7 protein-coding genes are annotated in these 20,705 nt (G+C 37.0%); all 7 read right to left on the reverse strand.

Going from position 1 to position 20,705, the window contains the following annotated elements; genetic code table 11:
- Positions 1 to 4 precede the first annotated feature (4 nt).
- Positions 5 to 3,286 (reverse strand): tetratricopeptide repeat protein, encoded by a 3,282-nt coding sequence (locus tag KF816_10365; protein ID MBX3008418.1) that lies wholly within the window; start codon positions 3,284 to 3,286, stop codon positions 5 to 7.
- Positions 3,286 to 4,542 (reverse strand): hypothetical protein, encoded by a 1,257-nt coding sequence (locus KF816_10370; GenBank protein MBX3008419.1) that lies wholly within the window; start codon positions 4,540 to 4,542, stop codon positions 3,286 to 3,288. The genes KF816_10365 and KF816_10370 overlap by 1 nt, the downstream gene beginning before the upstream one ends.
- Positions 4,543 to 4,694: 152 nt before the next feature.
- Positions 4,695 to 6,353 carry a glycoside hydrolase family 9 protein gene (locus KF816_10375; GenBank protein MBX3008420.1) on the reverse strand — a complete coding sequence of 553 codons (1,659 nt, stop codon included), beginning with the start codon at positions 6,351 to 6,353 and terminating at the stop codon, positions 4,695 to 4,697.
- Between the two features lie 416 nt (positions 6,354 to 6,769).
- Positions 6,770 to 11,032 (reverse strand): T9SS type A sorting domain-containing protein, encoded by a 4,263-nt coding sequence (locus tag KF816_10380; GenBank protein MBX3008421.1) that lies wholly within the window; start codon positions 11,030 to 11,032, stop codon positions 6,770 to 6,772.
- 206 nt (positions 11,033 to 11,238) lie between these two features.
- Positions 11,239 to 13,452 carry a fibronectin type III domain-containing protein gene (locus KF816_10385; GenBank protein ID MBX3008422.1) on the reverse strand — a complete coding sequence of 738 codons (2,214 nt, stop codon included), beginning with the start codon at positions 13,450 to 13,452 and terminating at the stop codon, positions 11,239 to 11,241.
- 408 nt (positions 13,453 to 13,860) lie between these two features.
- On the reverse strand, positions 13,861 to 18,138 hold the full coding sequence (locus KF816_10390) for a T9SS type A sorting domain-containing protein (GenBank protein MBX3008423.1): 4,278 nt from the start codon (positions 18,136 to 18,138) through the stop codon (positions 13,861 to 13,863).
- Positions 18,139 to 18,344: 206 nt separating this feature from the next.
- Positions 18,345 to 20,570, reverse strand: a complete 2,226-nt coding sequence (locus KF816_10395) for a T9SS type A sorting domain-containing protein (GenBank protein ID MBX3008424.1) — start codon at positions 20,568 to 20,570, stop codon at positions 18,345 to 18,347.
- Positions 20,571 to 20,705: the final 135 nt, after the last annotated feature.

Raw genomic sequence — 20,705 nt, forward strand, 5'->3', positions numbered from 1 at the left:
ATTGTTAAAAAATTCCCCAATAGGCGCTAACTGTCGCTGATAAACTTCTATATCCAGAATCATATCTAAAGCTATTACCATATCCAACTCTTCCGGTAATAATTAAATTAAGTAGTGGATTATAAGTAGCTTCCGCAAAAAATTCACTAATAACATAATCGACTGCTGGGACATAACCAATTTTACCGCCAATTTTACCTTTCAGGTTATCATCAGCAATCCACTGCCACTCACCCCATAAACTATGAGATGAAAATTCTTGAGGTGAATAATATTGAGTTGAACTAAAACCGAAATCGGAGTAAAAGAATTCATACCCAAACATTGCATCTTCTATAAATCTCCTTCCAAACCTTAGCAATAAATCGTTACCTTGATTACCATCAGAAAGATTATAGTAATTATAAAAAGCTGAGAGGAGCGCTTCATCTTTGTATGTGTATCTTCCTTGAAACCTATAAATCTCTAAATTTATTTTAGTGAATAACAAATTTGGTGAATATAAAACAATCCTCGCGTCAGTGTTTTCATATCCGGCACTAAGAAAATACTGTTGTGGTTTTTCATACCTCGCACTAACACCCCAAATATTAATTTTGTTTTCAGCTGCTGGTTGAAATTGTCCATACTCTCCCGAAACCGTAAAAAATCTTGAAAAGAATATTGATCCTATGGCTTTCAATTGCTCAAACCTTCTTTGATTAATATTGTTATTAATATTTAGCCGGGACCATGAAACACCAGCGCCTAAAAATCCAAACAATCCGGTATCGAGCCGCATTCCATAATTATAGAGAGAAAGGTTTTGATTATCTTTATAATAAGTTGCAAATGGGGTTAAGGAAATATTTGTCGGTAAAAGATATGCCAGTGCATTACCAAAACTGCTGAGCCCACGGTTAAATCCGGTTGGAGGAAGCCAACTCATTCGCTGTTTAACCATACTAACATCACTAGTATCTCTAGCCATCTTTAGGGCTTCATCATACATATCTTCGGCTCTGCCAAATTGTTCAACCGTAACAAATGCGTCACCTAAAAACATTCTCTTCGTAAATAAGTCTTGACGCAATTTTTCATCTTTAACAGTTTTAGTTAATTCATCCAATAAATCTTCAGCTTCATCATATTTCCCTTCAAGAAGGAGCATATCGGTCAAATACATTTTTCTAGATTGAACATCATTTTTAAAATTGATATCAAATCCCTCTTCACCATCTTTTGAAGCCTCATCTATAGAAGATAAAACTTCATCATATAGCTCTTTAGATTTTGAGAAATCTTTTGCGACAGCGGTAAAATCAGCTAGTGAGGTTAGCTTCTTCAAAAAATCTTCTTTAGAAAGAAAATTAATATCTGGTGAATTTAACTTTCTATAAATCGATTCTGCTGGTTCTAATTTTTGAGATGCCGCGTATGTATCAGCTAAAAATAATTGAGCATCGTAATCATCTGGAATCTGGCTCGCCAAACTCTCTAATTCATCGCTGGAACGTTGTACTTCATCATTCATGAAATAAGCTTTAGCTCTCAGCAGTGCAACCCGATAATCGAATCCAAGATCAAGCACCTGGTCGTAAGCATTTATCGCTTTTGAATAATTACCTGCACATGCAGCTACATCAGCATACTCTAACAATTCTTCCCTAGTTAAACCGGTTCTTTTAGTAATATATTCCTCAAACAGTTCAAGTGCCTCGTCGCATCTGCCGGCCATAGCTAAATTACCAGCCTGACCACGAATTTGAAATATTTTATCTTCCTCAAAAGCTTGAACGTGCAATAAATAATTACTCTGTGCAGTCAATACTTCAGAATCGTTGGGAGCGAGTGCTGTGGCTCTATCAAGATATTGCTTTGAAGAGGGCAAATCTTTTCGCCAAGAATAGAGCGCAACAGTTGCCAATAACGCGTGAATATTATTTGGTTCCTTATTAAGAATATCCATCAAATATTCTTCTGCTAAATCTAAGTCATTTACAGTCCAAACACTTATTTGTGAACGGAGTAATTTATATTCAAGATTATCGGGATCTTGAATCAACAGATTATTTAATTGCTCAATTGAACGCTCCCATTCATAATTCCAAGCCGCAAATTTTGAGTACATAAAACGAACATCTAAATCCTGGTCATTTGGAACATTGACAATATACTCACCCAGTATTTCAAGGGCACTATCATAATAAAAAAGGTTAGAATAGGATTGAGCAAGCTTTACCACCGCTTCTTTATCCATGGGGTTTTCTTTTAGTATGGCAGTATATTTTTCAACATCTGCATTGTAAGTACTATCACGTATCGAAGTAACTTCTTTCCATAGATTATCGAATTCAGCAGTACCTTGCTTAGTTCTTGATAAATACAAAAGCTGTACATAAGCTTCTTCAAGCCTATTATACTTCATTAATTCTTTTGCTAGTTCTAATCGCTGTGTATCACTATTATTTGGGTTTCTATTTACAATACGGTATAATCTGTCAATAGGAAATTCCTGCGGTTCAGTCCATCTCTCATTTTTATCCCATCTGGTTCCATCAAATTGTGTTAAATAACCTTTCTTTCTAGCCAGATCAAGACCATCCTCTGCTTCTTTAAAGAAGGGTTTATAACCTAAAGATGCTAGAAACGCGTCTTCAGCAATTTTATATTTACCCAGCCATAAAGTAAAATAGCCGTAACGGCTCCATAATCTCCAATCATCGGGATATCTTTCTACAAATTTTTTAAGTATCCTCTCTCCTTTAACCAGTGCTCGTGTTCGTGTTAAAATTTCAGTATAACGAATAATTTCATCCGGCGATGCATTGTCATCTCTTTTCAAATATTCATCATACCAAATTTCTGCGTTTTCCCATTGTTCGAGCCATCTATAAGATTGCCCAATCTCTAGATAACTAAATGCACGGTTAGGATCTATTGCAATATCCCTTTTGTGCCCTTCTATTTTTATATAAAGTAAATTATGCCAAACAGAGATTACACGATTTAGATCTGTTCTTATTACAGAATCATTAGGGGAAAGACGTATAGCTTGACGAAGATCGTAAACAGAATTAGCATACTGGGTTCTCTTCTCATAGCATAAACCCCTCAAATGATAGCCGTCTGATAATCTTGGATTTGCCGCGATATACTTATTCAATTGATCAATTGCCTCCCCATATCTTGCCTCTCGCATCAACGATTGAGCTTGAGACTTCATCACTTTTGATGGGTCTTGTGCCCGAATTAATGGCGATAAAGCCAGCATCAATACAATCAATATGTAATAGTTTTTTTTCACTACCCTATATATTTTGTTAATGATTGGTAGGATTCCGGATCTGTTGCATCCGCTGTTAAAACAATTTCCATCATACTTTCGGCATTATTAAATCGTTCATCAATTTCAAGATTGTAGATAGATATACTTTCAACAACAGCATTTACAAAATTAGGTTCTTTACTGGGTAGATTATTTTGAACATTCGTCATTAAATCAATAGCTGTTTTAAGATTACTTTTTACCAACAATACAATAATCTTATCGCCTACAATACAAATTTTGTCTTTCTTATTTGTTGATGTTCTGATAATATTTTGCAACTGATTTATAGTAAGAAGTCCTCTCATCTGCGCAGAATTTTCTAGTTTAAAGGAAATGAGATTAAAACTTTGTCCAGTGCTTTTGTATAGCGCTATCTGATTATTTAGAATGAGTAAAAAATCGTTATAATTATACACATTAGAAAATACATAAGGCTCAGAAGGAATTTCAATTCTTGTAGGTTTATTAAAATCGCGCCGTCTCGGATTATATGGTATTTCTTCAGTTTCTTTTGTCTCTTTACTTTCATTCACAAAATTTGTTGTAACTCCTTTATTAGGAGCAATTTTATATTCGCTGGTGAATTCACCTTCAGTGTGTCCAACGTTTGGTTTAATGGAGACCTTTCCGTTTTGATAACGCTGGTCACCTTCTTTTTTTAGATAAATATTAGCTGTAACAAATTCGGATAAACCTTCAACAATTGATTTTGCTTTTTGAGTAGCTGGTTCACTAATTAAAAAAAGACTAGTAATATCACGGTCTTCAATACTTTCCAGTGTTTTTAGAAATGAATTTCTCAAATAATCCACATCTTTAAATCCAACGAATGGAGTAAGCTCATCAAAAATTATTCGTGAAGGTTTATATTGATTTACTACGGTCAAAATATCATTGAAATATTCTACCAGGTAATCATCCGGATTAATCATTTCATAAATATCATTTGGAGGAGCTACTCTCACCACAATTATTAAATTCTGATTCATATATGATTGAATATCGAAATTAAGCGATGCGGCTTGAATCATCAAATCTTTGGGGCGCATTAAAGTAAAATAAAGACAAACCTCGGATGCTTTCGCAGTTTCCATTGCAAATTGGAGTCCAATAAGGGTCCTCCCCGATTTTCTCGGACCAACGAGTAAGTAACTTCCTCCTCTATAAACACCACCCCAATTATCATCTATAAATTGGAATCCAGATGGTACTCTTCTAATTGAATTATTCATTTCACTTGCCCTTTGATTTTCTGCATACATTAATCAACATTAATGCCAGAAAAATATTAACAATTTAAGATGTATTTCAAACTTTTCCATTTTGAGAATCTTGATTTGAGACAAATCAAAATATTGTGTCATTAAAATACAGATACTCTACCTTATTTCAGAATCAAGTTACCAAAAACAAATATTGCTGTTGCATTTCCGGTAATTGTTGGTTCATTCGAAATATAATCCATTCTATCATCTCGATAATAAGAATCCTTAGTTTGGAAGCGAGCATTGGTATCAAATTTTTCAAAAGGAATTTTACTTGATTCTATTAAATCTTTTGATGCTGGACCGGCTGCAAATCCTCCTCTTGTTGCTTTCTTGATATGAAATATTTGGTGATGTAAATTCTTCGAGAAATTTTTACCGAATCCGGAGATAAAACTGATCCCCCATGGATTGCGCCCTAGCACAAAATCCTTTTGAATTGATGCAACCCGCTCATACGGGGAAAATCCCTTTAATTTTTGGTAGAGAATATTCTGTAAAGTAATTCCAAGCAATGTAACATTAGTTCCCCAACTTGGGGCCGTGCCTTTGCCGAACAAATTTTTCTCTGAATTTTTATCAAAGCTATTTAAATTATTTTTAATATAATCGGCATATTTAGGATTGAACTTAGCCAATTTATAATGAGCTAATGTATTTATATTTCCCCAGCTCCACCAATGATCTGATTCTGCAGAATCCGCAAATACCATTGCCTCATCGAGATAGAATTGTTTATTAGTGGCAAGAAATAATTCAGTTGCGCCCAAAGCCATTTTACCTTCAAATGAATTATCTAGATACATTCCGGATCCGGAGCTATCAATATCCTGTACACGGTTTCGTAAAGAATAAAAATGTTCCGCAACACTAATACATTTATCCGCAAAATCAGTAAGCTGCATTTTCTCTTTCCAAACTCTACCTCCCATTGCCAATACAGCTGAATAAATTCCGATTAAATTTTTTCCAATACCTAAATATGCGGGTCTATCGAATGCTAAAGGATCATCTTCCGGCATTCGCCAGCCAACATCATGATCTCTCAAATCCTGTACTTGGGTAATTAATTTTGAATCCTTATAATTTGCACGAAGCAGCCAATCAAGACCAATTTTTGCCTCTTCGAGAATGTCGGGTGTACCGTTACCATTATTATCAAATCCAAATTTTTGGGGATCAAATTCATATGCAAATAATAACATATAAGTAGAAAAAGCTGTAGTATTTAGAAATTTCACATAATCGCCGGCATCATGCCATCCACCTGTGGCATCATACTGCTCAAAAATATTTCTACTGTTATCTACTAACCGTGTCGCATCGGAGATATGGCAAGTTTTGTGTAAATGTGGATTTGTATAACCGCAACGTTGAACCAAAAAGAATGTTAGCAGTGAATCAGCAATTCCGCTATAAATGTTTTTGCCAATTTTAAATGCGGTTGTTCTTTGAGAAGAAAACTCAAACTGATACTCGCCGTTATCAACAAGATTACTAAAATCAACGATATATGAATATTGAAATGATCCGTAAATCCCCTTATTGGAATTGAATGGGATTTTCAAAACACTTTTTTTAGTCTTGAAATCCAACACATTAATAACTTTTCCAGTTAAACTATGATTGGAGAGTACAACAGCTGATTTGGGTTCATCATTTAGATAACCAATTTGATTGAACCTTATGAAAATTTCTGGTTCGGCGCTTACATTAAGAGTACAACCCGGAAGCAATATAACGGTTAGCAAAAAAAATATTTTTAATGATTTCTTCATGTTGCTTTTCTTTTTATTTTAATTTTGAGAATTAGATACCAACTTCGTAAAATATAGTTCCGGTGGATTGAGATCTTGTATTATACCTCACAACTTTCGGCAAGTATTCCGATCAACATAGCTGTTCATTAATACCGGTATAAATATAGGAATTTGAGTATTAAGACTAAATTCAAAATCAAATCATCACATCATTTTAATTATTTAATCACAATTTCTGTAATCATTTAAAAAGAGAAAGGTCATCGAGCGATGACCTTTCTGTGCACTAGTTGGTAATTCTATTAGAATTGCTAGGTAAAGTAGGCATGATGACAAGCATACAAAGCTAACCCAATCACTCCCAGCATAAATAAAATAAAGATTGATGCACCTATAGTCTTCATATTCCCTCTTTATGATTAAGGTTTATCAGTTTACTTTATTAATATCATCTTTTTAATTGAAGTGTAGTTACCTGCAGTTAACTTATAAATATAAGTACCGCTCGTAACTTTACTTCCATAATTATTTTCTCCATTCCATGAAACAGAATGAGTGCCTGAGTTAACTTCATTGTTTATCAATGTGCGAACTTCCTGTCCGAGCATATCATATATTTTCAAAGTAGCGAAAACATTTTCGGGTACTGTGAACTGAATGAATGTGCTGGGATTAAAAGGATTAGGATAATTTTGGGATAAAGTATATTCAGTAGGAAGTTCATTAGTAACTTCAATACTGGTTGTAACACCTGTGCTAAACTCTCCAACAAATGAATATTCAGATTTTTCACCGCTGCCGGTTGCTGATTGAACTCTCCAATAATATGTAGAATTTTTTGAAAGCCCGTCAACTCGATAAGTTGGTTTTTGCAAATTCTTAACGACAATAGCATTACTTAAATCTTTATTTTCCGAAATTTCTAAATTGTAGGAAATTGTTGATGAACTTTGAGCCGGTACAATCCAGGATAAACTGGCTGTAGTAGAATTTATGTTTGCACCAACTACCGGGTTTGCAGGTAATACAACTACAGGAGAAGCACCAGGATGAACGGTAAACTGAGCAACCGAAGAATAATTTGAAATTATTCCAGGATTGGAAGCCAATCGTGATCTCACCTGCCAGTAATATGTGGTACCGGCTAGTAATCCAGGTACATTATACTCTGGTGTTACAAGCCATCCAGATTGACCACCATTAGGCGGTGTTGTATTTGACAATACTCCTAAATTTAGAAGCGGGTTATCTGACCAGATTACTTGATATTCTAATGCTTGATTAGAAATTGCAAGCCATTGAAGCGTTGGACTTTGAGTATAAATTACAACCCCTGCAGTTGGAGTAGTTGGAGTTGGTATCACCGAAGCATTATTCGAGGTATTGATTGCATTTATATCAACACCAAATGATTGAATAAACCATGGATTTCCTATTCCGTTAATTTTTACTCTCCACCAATACGTAGTACCAGCAACAAGGAGTGGTGATTCAAAGTTTAGATTAGTTAAACCAACTTCGTCGGCAACTCTTGGTAATGAAAATGTAGGTTCATTATCAATTTGCAAATCAAAAGTCACACCCGGTAAATGTAATCCTAAAAACCAGTATAAAGTTGGAGTTAGAGAGTAAACTGTTGTACCGGTTACAGGGAATGTTTGATAAAGAGGTACATTTGCCAAAGATGCAAAGAGAATTGCAAAAGTAGCTTCGGTACTGGTTGTATATGATGCGAAAGTTAAGTCAGGTGAAACATCAATTACGTAATAATATGTTGTTGCAAGATCAACACCGGAGAGGAGCATATAATTATTTAATGTTGGAACCGATGTTTGTGTATAAATTCCACTTGACGTACCAAAACGTATCCTTGAATAAGCCGGAGTATTGTTAAAATTATTATTCAAGTGCCAATAAACAGTTGGATATAGCGTATATATTATTGCGCCATTCGATGGATAGATTGGTATAGCTGTAGGAGGACCCGCAATAATAAAATTCCATGTTGATGAAATACTGACTTTAACTCCTCCAGTTGTATAAGCTTGAACTCTCCAATAGTACATTCCCGCTGGTAACGAATTCAATGTATATTCGAAATTAAATGAACTCAACGATGAAAGTGTTGTGGGGAAACCCGCTACAGGCGATAAAAAGTCGGATTGATCATCCAACTCAACATAGTATTGTAGTCCTGCATATGGAGTTGTCCATTTAAAGCCAATAACATTTCCAGATATTGTAGAACCATTTGCAGGGCTTGAGAGTAGTGCTAATCCTTGTGGAATAGTGCTAAATTTGCCTACACTTGATGATACTACCGGACCCGGTAATGTGGCTGTTATTCTCCAGTATAATATTGTACCATTCTCTAATTTATCCGCATCTAAAATCTGATGTGGAGATGTTGCGGCTACCGGTCCATAAACAATATTTGTAAATGCTAAGTCTTCAGCAATTTCAATTGTATATGTTGGGGCTCCACCACCAGGCCAGCTCCAAGTGAAATTAGGAGTAATTGAATTACCAGAAGAATTATTTGCCGGTGATAATAGTACTGGCGCCGGTAATGTTGTAAATGTGAATTGAGTAGCTGGTTTACTAGTAAATGATGGCTTTGTTGCAACTACTCTCCATGTATAAGTAGTGTTTCCATTTAAAGTAGTACCATTATAACCGGAGGTTACATTTGGTACAGTTGTACCCGGAAATCCACCACCTGTATGATATTGAAGATTATAGACAATTCCTGTTGTATTGCCCGGTATAGTCCATGTGAATGTGGGCGTTGTTGATTGATCAATAGAGCCATTAATAGGGGCTGTTAATACGGGAGTGCCTAGTTCAGTCGTGAATGTAAACGTTGAACTCCATGCCCCAAAAGTTACTCCTCCATCGTTAGAAGCTCTAACTCTCCAATAATAAACTGCATTGTTTACGATTCCAGTAGCTGCTGGGGATGTAGTGTAATTACCACCTGCTGGTGCAAATTCTGCTGCGTTAACAAATGTATTATCATCATTAACTTGTAACTCATAGAAATTAGCACCTGCTACGGCTCCCCATGTAAATGTTGTATTAATAGCAATCTCAGTAGCATTATTCGTTGGAGTGGTTAATGATGGAGAGCCTAATATTGTAGTAAACGAAAATGTTGAACTCCATGCGCCGTACGAAACACCACCATCAAATGATGCTCTTACTCTCCAATAATAAACTGTATTATTTGATAAGCCAGTAGCTGGTGGAGAAGTCAAATAATTACCCGGTGCCGGGGCAAATTCTGCCGCATTTGTAAATGTGTTATCATCATTTACCTGAAGTTCATAAAAGTTTGCGCCTGTTACTCCTAACCAAGTGAATGTTGTATTTACCGCAATATTTGTCGCCACATCGGCAGGTGTTGTTAATGTTGGTGTACCGGTAGTTGTAAATGAAAATGCACTGCTCCATGCGCTAAATGTTACACCTCCATCATCAGATGCTCTCACTCTCCAATAATAAACTGTATTATTTGCCAAACCTACTGCCGGTGGTGATGTTGTATAATTTCCTCCAGCGGGCGCGAATTCTGAAGCGTTAACGAATGTGTTATCATCATTAACTTCCAATTCATAATAATTTGCTCCTACCGAAGCATTCCAGCTAAATGTCGTATTCACCGCAATATTTACATCGGTATCAGCGGGGGTTGTTAATGTTGGAGGGGATAGCTCTGTCGTGAATGAAAATGTGGAACTCCAATCTCCATAAGTAACTCCACCATCACCCGAAGCTCTAACTCGCCAATAATAGGTAGTTAAGCCAGATAACCCTGTTGCCGCTCCGGAGGTAGTGTAATTACCAGCCGCAGGTGCAAATTCCGCCGCGTTAGCAAATGTGTTGTCATCATTAACTTCTAATTGGTAAAAGTTTGCGCCTGCTACAGCTCCCCATGTGAATGTTGTATTTAAAGCAATGTCAGTATCTGTATCGGCTGGTGTCGTTAAACTCGGGGCGCCCACTATTGTGGTAAATGATCTGGTTGAACTCCAGGCCCCATAAGTTACCCCGCCATCATTCGATGCTCTTACTCTCCAGTAATAAACTGTATTGTTTGATAAGCCTGTTGCGGCTGGTGATGTTGTATAGTTACCAGGCGCCGGTGCAAATTCTGCGGCATTGGTAAAGGTATTATCATCGTTTACCTGCAATTCGTAAAAATTGCCACCTGCTACAGTATTCCATGTAAATGTGGTATTTAATAATATGTTTGGCGCTAAATCAGCGGGAGTGGATAACGTTGGCGCGGTTGGAACTGTGGTAAATGTATAGTAACCTCCACCCGGCTCCACTGTTGTGTTGGCGTCTACATTCCGAATTCTCCAATAATATGTAGTGTTGTATGCAAAATTAAATTCTCCGGCCAATGAATTTATTAAATCACCAGCAACAAAAGTATAACCACTTGCTCCATTACCTAAATTTTGATTTAATACCAGATCAACAGGATTAAATGCGGTAGTAGTTGATATTTGAATTCTGGTATTTGGTGGAACCGCAACAGGTGTAAACGAAAAGTTCGTTGTTACCGAGACCCCCGTAGCATTATCCACCGGTGACTGAGCATATATGCTCGTCACTACAAATAATATCAATATGGTTTTAAGAATATTTTTCATTTTGTAACCTTTTATATTTTCTAAATTTTTTCTCATTACTCTTTGTTAATGAGACTGCTTTTTCTTGACTCGAATGTTATCACAAAGGATCATCTGCTCGATGACCCTTCATGATCTAATCCTTATCTATCAAGAAAAGTAGGTAACATGGCATGCATAGAGAGCTAACCCAATTGCTGCCAGTACTACTAGTAGCATTATTGATGCGCTGAATTTTTTCATTTTCTACTCTCTATGGTTTATTATTTAATTAATAGCATTTTCTTTGAGCTGGCAAAATTGCCTGTTGTCATTCTATATACATAAATTCCGGTTGATACTTTATTGCCCATATTATCATCACCGTTCCATTGTATTGAATGACTTCCAGCTGAGTACTCGCTGTTAATTAATGTTTTTATTTCTTTGCCAAGTAGATCGTATATCTTTAAGGTTACAAATCCATTTACTGGTGTTGTAAATTTTATTTGTGTACTTGGATTAAATGGATTTGGATAATTCTGCATCAATTCAAATGTATTGGGGATTACAGTTTCTTCAACACTAACTACACTGCCTGTACTAAATGCTGTTGGTGCTGAAAAGCTTGATATTTCTCCCTTTTCTGTTTTTGATGCAACTCTCCAGAAATAATCTTTATTTTTTTCTAATCCTTGTAATGTTACGCTTGTACCGGTCAATCCGGTTAATTTTTGTGATGTAGTGAAATTTTTATCAGTTGAATATTCTAAATCATAAGTTAACTTGCTTGTACTTGGCGCTGGGATAATCCATGAAATAGTTGCCGATGTATTGTTTATTGGGTAACCATTTATTGGACTTCCTGCTAATGGAACCACACTTGCCGCACCGGGTGATAATGTGAAATATCCGAGTGTTGACCATGCTGAAGTTGTACCTGATGAAATTATTCTTGACTGTACTTGCCAGTAATATGTTGCACCTGGTGTAAGCCCGGTTAATACGAATGAGGAAGTATTCAACCATGGTGAGGAAGCTATGCTAACTATTGGGAAATCTAATATTCCCGCAGTAGTTGAAGGACTTGTAGAATATATCACCTTAAATTGTAATGGTTCACTATATGAAGCAGACCAGGTTAAAGTTGGATTGGTTACAAATACAACAGAACCTGAGGTTGGGCCGGATATTGTTGGTACTGGTGCTGAGGCGGCGGCGTTTACTGTAGAAGGATATACAAAACTTCCTGATGTTGATACTGGTCCATAAAGTCCTCCAGCAGTTAATCTTCCTTTAACTCTCCAATAATATGTTCCGCCCAATGTTGGATTTAATGTAGTAATGTTACCTGATGTTAGAGTATAAGATAATGCAGGAATATTTGATACAGTTAAATTAACAGATCCAAATAAAGGATCATCATCAATTTCTAATTCAAAAAATAAAACCGGGGCGTACGTATTTGAGTACCAATAAAATGTTGGTAACGCGTCAACAGCTGCGCCAAGAACTGGGTAACTTGGGTAACATACTAAAAATGTGTAGGTACCAAATACCACAAAATTTTGTTCGAGTGACCAGGCAGATCCAGTTGTACCATCGTGTGATCTTACTTGCCAATAATATGTGGCGCCTTGTGTTAATGCAAAAGGTATTGTTGTAAACCAATTAGTTGACGCTGAATTGAAATAACCTTCAGTCGCGTCGAAGGTACCTAAAAGAGCGCCGTAAACACCAACATCTGATCTTCTATATCTAACTTCGTAAGAAGTAACCTTTGAGTTATAACCCAATTGATACCAGTATAAACTTGGCGGGTTATTGTAAATGTTAACTCCACCTGAAGGATAAGATGCAATTGGCTGAGGTAATCCGGCAATTGAAAATTTCCAGATATTGGAGTAGTTAATAATTGCACCGCCAAGAGTCTTGGCAGTAACTCTCCACCAATAATCTGTTCCGGTTGTAAAAATTGATGTATTCAAAGTTACAGATGTACTTGTAGTAACTGTTGTAGCTGCACCTACCAATACTGTAACACCAGCATCAGTGGCAACTTCTAAAGTATATTCAATACCTGCCACACTCGAAGACCAGGCAAAGGTAATAAATTGGTCTGAAACAACAGAAAAATTTGTGGGACTGCTTAGATATGGAACTGCTGGTGCGAGAGTTGAAAATTCATTGTATCCCGCTCCTCCATTATTAATAGCACGCCAATAATAGGTAACACCATTCAATAGTTGATTGGCTATTGGAATTTGGTGTCCCGATGCTACATCACCACCCGAAGTATAAACAATGTTTGCAAACGCATTATCGGTGGCTACCTGGATGGTATGTGATGAACCACCACCCCATGTAAATGTGGGAACTATCGACACACCGGATGCGAGGTTTGCAGGCACTGAAGCCGCCGGAGTTGTTATCTGTGCAATATTCATTTGAGTTAAACTCACAATAAATAATGCCATCAAAAAGTATTTCAATTTCATAATACACCCTCTAGTTAATAAATAAAATAATCTTACTTCGGCTGGTAAACTTTATAAACCCTTTCAAGTAAATACCAAAAAGGATAAATCGTTTTATTTTACAGTTCGGCTGTTAAACTGAATGCAACCTAAGGTCTTTTTTTTAAATTGTCAATAGATATCTTGTATTATTTTTTAATTTAAGCTTAAGAAATAGATGATTTAAATTGCAATTTAATGAAAGGGTAAAAAAAAGGTCACTTATAAAAGTGACCTTTTGTATGTTTAATAGATTTTTAGTCTATCCGAAATAAGCGTGATGGCAGGCGTATAATGCTAAACCTACTACGCCCAGCATAAAGAGTAAAAATATTGAAGCACCTAGTGTTTTCATTATTTCATTTCCTTATTGACGTTTTAGTTTAGCAATTATTTAATTAACACCATCTTTTTAACTGATGTGAATTTTCCACTCGTAATTCGATAAATATAAGTTCCACTTGTTACTTTCATTCCGGAATAATCTTCGCCATTCCAATTTATTGAGTGATTACCCGCTGTCATCTCCTTATTCACCAATGTATTCACTTCCCTTCCCAGCATATCATAAATTCTAATTGTTACAAAAGAATTTTCAGGTAATGAATATTTGATTGTAGTAGTCGGGTTAAATGGATTCGGATAATTTTGTTCAAGTGAATATAGAGCAGGTAATTCAAACTCGTCTGTAATACCTGTAACTCCGTTGCCGGTATTAAATTCACCGAGATAAGAATAATCAGATTTTTCACCTTCACTCGTTTTCGATTGAACTCTCCAATAATAAGTTGTAGAAGAATTTAATCCTTCCACTTTATAACTGGCTTTATTAATATCTCGAACAACAATGGCATCGCTCATATCTTTATTTTTTGCTAGCTCTAAATCGTAAGTAATTACTGATGTGCTCTTTGCCGGAACAATCCATGATAAGTTAGCCGTAGTAGAATTTATACTTGCGCCAACTATTGGATTTGCGGGAAGCACAACAACCGGTGAAGCTCCAGGCGAAACTGTGAATTGAGCAACCGAAGAATAATTTGATACTACTGCATTATTGCTTGCTAATCTAGATCTAACTTGCCAATAATATGTTTTACCTGCAGCTAATCCAGGTACATTATACTCATTAATAATTAACCAGCCCGATTGCCCACCATTTGGTGCGGTAATATTTGTGAGTACACCGGCAGTTAATCCAGGTAGTTCAGACCAAATTACTTGATACTCGAGTGGTTGAGTTGATGTTGCAATCCATTGTAATGTTGGACTTTGTGTAAAAATCACAACTCCTGATGTTGGTGCGGGAGCAGTTGGAGTTGGGATGACTGCGGCATTGGTAGTCGTATTCACCGCATTAGCATCCACTAAAAATGATTGAGAATACCAGGTACCTGCACCATTAATGCTTACTCTCCAATAATAGGTAGAGCCGGCAGTTAATAAAGGGGACTCATAATTTAAACTAGTTAACCCTGCTGCAGTAGCGACTCTTGGAAGTGCAAATGTTGGTTCATCATCGATTTGCAAATCAAATGTTACGCCCGGAAGATGCAACCCCAAGAACCAGTAAAGTGTTGGAGTAAGTGAATAAACAGTAGTGCCTGTTACCGGAAATGTTTGATATATCGGAACATTTGCTAATGATGCATACAACATCGCAAAACTTCCCTCGGCACTAGTTGTAACAGTTGAGAATGGTAATCCAGTTGATACCTCTATTATATAATAATAAGTAGTTGCTAATTCTAATCCGGATAACACTATATAATTATTAAGCGTTGGTACACTAACCACAGTATTGTAAGGACCGCCTGGTGATGTGCCAACCCTTACCCTTGAATATGCCGGCGTACTATTGAAATTATTATTTAACTGCCAATATATTGTTGGATACAAAGTGTAAATAATTTCTCCGTTTGTCGGATAAATTGGTGATGCAGTTGGGGGACCCGCGATATTAAAACTCCAGGTTGGTGAAATTGTAACTTTAACTCCACCTGAGGTAAATGATTTTACTCTCCAATAATATGTACCTGCCGGTAATGTAGCTAAAGTATACTCAAGATTGTAATTACTTAGTGAAGATAATGCAGAAGGGAATCCAGCAACTTGAGATAGAAAATCAGCGTTATCATCCAACTCAACTTGATAAACTAATCCGCTTACTGCAGATGACCATTTAAAGTTTATTAAATTGCCAACAATTGTAGAAGAATTTACAGGACTCGATAGTACAGGTAACCCTTGTGGAATTGTAATAAATTTACCGATGCTTGATGATACAACCGGACCCGGTAACGTTGCTGTTATTCTCCAATAATATATTGTTCCATTTTCTAACCTATCCGCATCTAAAATTTGGTGCGGTGAAGTTGCGGCTACCGGTCCATAAACAATATTCGTAAATGCTAAATCTTCTGCGATTTCAATAGTATATGTTGGCGCTCCGCCACCAGGCCAGCTCCATGTGAAATTAGGAGTAATTGAATTTCCAGAAGAATTATTTAATGGAACCCCTAAAACAGGAGAAGGTAATGTTGTAAATGTAAATTGGCCTGCATTCTTGCTAGTAAAAGAGGGTTTGGTTGCAACAACTCTCCATGTATAAGTAGTATTTCCATTTAAAGTAGTACCATTATAACCGGAGGTTACATTTGGTACGGTTGTACCTGGGAAGCCGCCACCGGTATGATATTGAAGATTAAATACTATACCAGCCGAACTTCCAGGAATCGTCCATGTAAATGTTGGTGTAGTTGACTGATCGGTAGAAGCGTTAACAGGTGCTGTTAATACTGGAGTACCTAATTCAGTTGTAAATGAACTTGGTGCACTCCAAGCTCCAAAAGTTACTCCAGCATCACCTGAAGCACGCACTCTCCAATAATACAATGTATTGTTTAATAATCCCGCGGCCGCAGGAGATGTAGTGTAATTACCCCCTGCAGGCGCAAATTCCGCCGCATTTACAAAGGTGTTATCATCATTAACTTGCAACTCATAAAAATTAGCGCCAGCTACAGCACCCCATGAAAATGTTGTATTTAGTGCCACATCTAATGTACCATCAACAGGAAGAGTTAACGAAGGAACACCAAATGCTGTTGTAAATGAAAATGTTGAACTCCATGCGCCGTACGAAACACCACCATCAAACGATGCTCTTACTCTCCAATAATAAACTGTATTATTTGATAAGCCAGTAGCTGGTGGAGAAGTCAAATAATTACCCGGTGCCGGGGCAAATTCTGCCGCATTTGTAAATGTGTTATCATCATTTACCTGAAGTTCATAAAAGTTTGCGCCTGATACTCCTAACCAAGTGAATGTTGTATTTACCGCAATATTTGTCGCCACATCGGCAGGTGTTGTTAATGTTGGTGTACCGGTAGTTGTAAATGAAAATGCACTGCTCCATGCGCTAAATGTTACACCTCCGTCATCAGATGCTCTCACTCTCCAATAATAAACTGTATTATTTGCCAAACCTACTGCCGGTGGTGATGTTGTATAATTTCCTCCAGCGGGCGCGAATTCTGAAGCGTTAACGAATGTGTTATCATCATTAACTTCCAATTCATAATAATTTGCTCCTACCGAAGCATTCCAGCTAAATGTCGTATTCACCGCAATATTTACATCGGTATCAGCGGGGGTTGTTAATGTTGGAGGGGATAGCTCTGTCGTGAATGAAAATGTGGAACTCCAATCTCCATAAGTAACTCCACCATCACCCGAAGCTCTAACTCGCCAATAATATGTAGTTAAGCCAGATAACCCTGTTGCCGCTCCGGAGGTAGTGTAATTACCAGCCGCAGGTGCAAATTCCGCCGCGTTAGTAAAGGTATTATCATCATTAACTTCTAATTGGTAAAAGTTTGCGCCTGCCACCGCTCCCCATGTAAATGTTGTATTTAAAGCAATATCAGTATCTGTATCGGCTGGTGTCGTTAAACTCGGGGCGCCCACTATTGTGGTAAATGATCTGGTTGAACTCCAGGCCCCATAAGTTACTCCGCCATCATTCGATGCTCTTACTCTCCAATAATAAACTGTATTGTTTGATAAGCCTGTTGCGGCTGGTGATGTTGTATAGTTTCCAGGTGCGGGGGCAAATTCTGCAGCGTTAACAAATGTGTTATCATCGTTAACTTGCAATTCATAAAAATTACCACCTGCAACTGCGTTCCATGTAAATGTAGTATTCAATAATATGTTTGGAGCTAAATCTGCTGGAGTTGATAAAGTTGGTGCGGTTGGAAGTGTAGTGAATGTATAATATCCTACTCCGCCAGGTTCTACTGTTGTATTGGCATCAACATTCCGAATTCTCCAATAATATGTGGTGTTGTATGCAAAGTTTGATTGACCAGCTAACGCATTTATTAAATCACCAGCAACGAAGGTATAACTGTTTGCTCCATTGCCCAAATTTTGATTTATTACCAAATCAACAGGATTAAATGCGGTAGTAGTTGATACTTGAATTCTAGTATTTGGAGGAACTACCACTGCGGTAAACGAAAAGTTCGTTGTTACCGAGACCCCCGTAGCATTATCCACCGGTGACTGAGCATATATGCTCGTTATTACAAACAATAGTAAAATCGTTCTTAGAATATTTTTCATTTTGTAACCTTTTATATTTTCTAAATTTTTTCTCATTACTCTTTGTTAATGAGACTGCTTTTTCTTGACTCGAATGTTATCACAAAGGATCATCTGCTCGATGACCCTTCATGATCTAATCCTTATCTATCAAGAAAAGTAGGTAACATGGCATGCATAGAGAGCTAACCCAATTGCTGCCAGTACTACTAGTAGCATTATTGATGCGCTGAATTTTTTCATTTTCTACTCTCTATGGTTTATTATTTAATTAATAGCATTTTCTTTGAGCTGGCAAAATTGCCTGTTGTCATTCTATATACATAAATTCCGGTTGATACTTTATTGCCCATATTATCATCACCGTTCCATTGTATTGAATGACTTCCAGCTGAGTACTCGCTGTTAATTAATGTTTTTATTTCTTTGCCAAGTAGATCGTATATCTTTAAGGTTACAAATCCATTTACTGGTGTTGTAAATTTTATTTGTGTACTTGGATTAAATGGATTTGGATAATTCTGCATCAATTCAAATGTATTGGGGATTACAGTTTCTTCAACACTAACTACACTGCCTGTACTAAATGCTGTTGGTGCTGAAAAGCTTGATATTTCTCCCTTTTCTGTTTTTGATGCAACTCTCCAGAAATAATCTTTATTTTTTTCTAATCCTTGTAATGTTACGCTTGTACCGGTCAATCCGGTTAATTTTTGTGATGTAGTGAAATTTTTATCAGTTGAATATTCTAAATCATAAGTTAACTTGCTTGTACTTGGCGCTGGGATAATCCATGAAATAGTTGCCGATGTATTGTTTATTGGGTAACCATTTATTGGACTTCCTGCTAATGGAACCACACTTGCCGCGCCGGGTGATAATGTGAAATATCCGAGTGTTGACCATGCTGATTCTGAACCTACGCCAACAGTAGTTATTCTTGAACGAACCTGCCAGTAATATGTTGCGCCTGGTGTAAGACCGGTTAGAACAAATGATGTTGTGTTTAACCATGGTGCTACTGCTTCATTTACAACTGGTGAAGATAACTTTCCAGCTGTTAGAGCGGGACTAGTTGAATAAAGTACTTGATACTGAATTGGTTCTGTGTAAGAAGCTGACCAGGTCAATGTTGGGTTTGTAACAAAAATAACTGAACCTGATGTTGGGCCGGATATAGTTGGTACTGGTGCTGTGGCGGCGGCGTTCACGGTCGAAGGATATATAAAACTTCCTGCTGTTGAAACTGGTCCATATAAACCGGTGGAAGTCATTCTTCCTTTAACTCTCCAATAATATGTTCCGCCTAATGTTGGGTTTAACGTTGTAACGTTACCCGAGGTTAAAGTATATGAAGCTGCAGCAATATCAGAAACAGTTAAATTAATCGAACCAAACAATGGATCATCATCAATTTCCAATTCAAAGAATAATACCGGTGCATAAGTGTTTGTTGTCCAGTAGAATGTTGGTTCGGCTTGAACTGATGCGCCAAGTACCGGGTAGATTGGATAACAAACTAAAAATGTATATGTACCATATACAACAAAACTTTGTTCTGATGACCAGGTAAGCCCTTCAGTTACCCCAGCAACTGGGACAACTTGCCAATAATAAGTAGCACCCGGTGTTAATGCAAAAGGAATTGTTGTAAACCAATTTGTTGAAGCCGTATTAAAATAACCTTCTTCCGCGTCTGTATTCCCAAGCGCAACTGTATATGCGTTACCAGCTTTTCTATAACGTACATTGTAACTTGTAACTTTAGTATTGTATGATAGTTGGTACCAATATAAGCTTGGTGGATTATTATAAATGCTTACTCCACCTGTCGGATAAGAAGCAATTGCGGTTGGCAATCCGGCCATATCAAATCTCCAAACATTGGAATAATTAATTATAGCACCACCAACTCCAGCAACCTTTGATGTAACTCTCCACCAATATGAAGTACCTTGGTTGAATATTGAAGTATTCAGAGTTACATATGTGTCAGCTGTGGTTGTAGTTGCTAGGGCTACCAATGTAGTCATACCTGCATCTTCTGCAACCTCAAGAATATACTCAATTCCTGACACTCCTGTTGACCATGAGAAAGTTAGGAGTTCAGCTGAGACTACAGATAAGTTTGCGGGACTACTCAAATATGGTACAGCGGGAGGTACTGTTGTAAAACTAAATGGAACTGCGGGCGCCCATATAGTACCACCATCTTCACTAACCTGCCAATAATATGTTACACCATTGAGAAGTGGTGTAGTATTAGTATAAGTGTTAGCGGCAGGATTAATAGTGTAAACTGTTGGACTGGCCATAGTACTGCTTGTAGAAAATCGAATTCTATTTGCAGTTGAAGCACCCCAAGTCCATGAAAAATCATGAATCACTCCAACACCAACGGCTGCGTTAGCAGGATCTGGTGTGGTAGGTTGAGCTAAAGCAAAAGTAGAAATAACAACGAAGAGAAAAAAAGTAAATAACTTTTTCATAATACACCCTCTCATATAAATATGTTTAAATTCTTATGCACGGCTGGAAATAGCAAAGTATGATTGGATACTTTGCAGATATATTAATGTGAATCATCAGATTATCCCTCATCTGTCTTCACATTTCATGTAAAT

The organism is Melioribacteraceae bacterium, from assembly GCA_019638015.1.
In the GTDB taxonomy this organism is placed as follows: domain Bacteria; phylum Bacteroidota; class Ignavibacteria; order Ignavibacteriales; family Melioribacteraceae; genus JAHBUP01.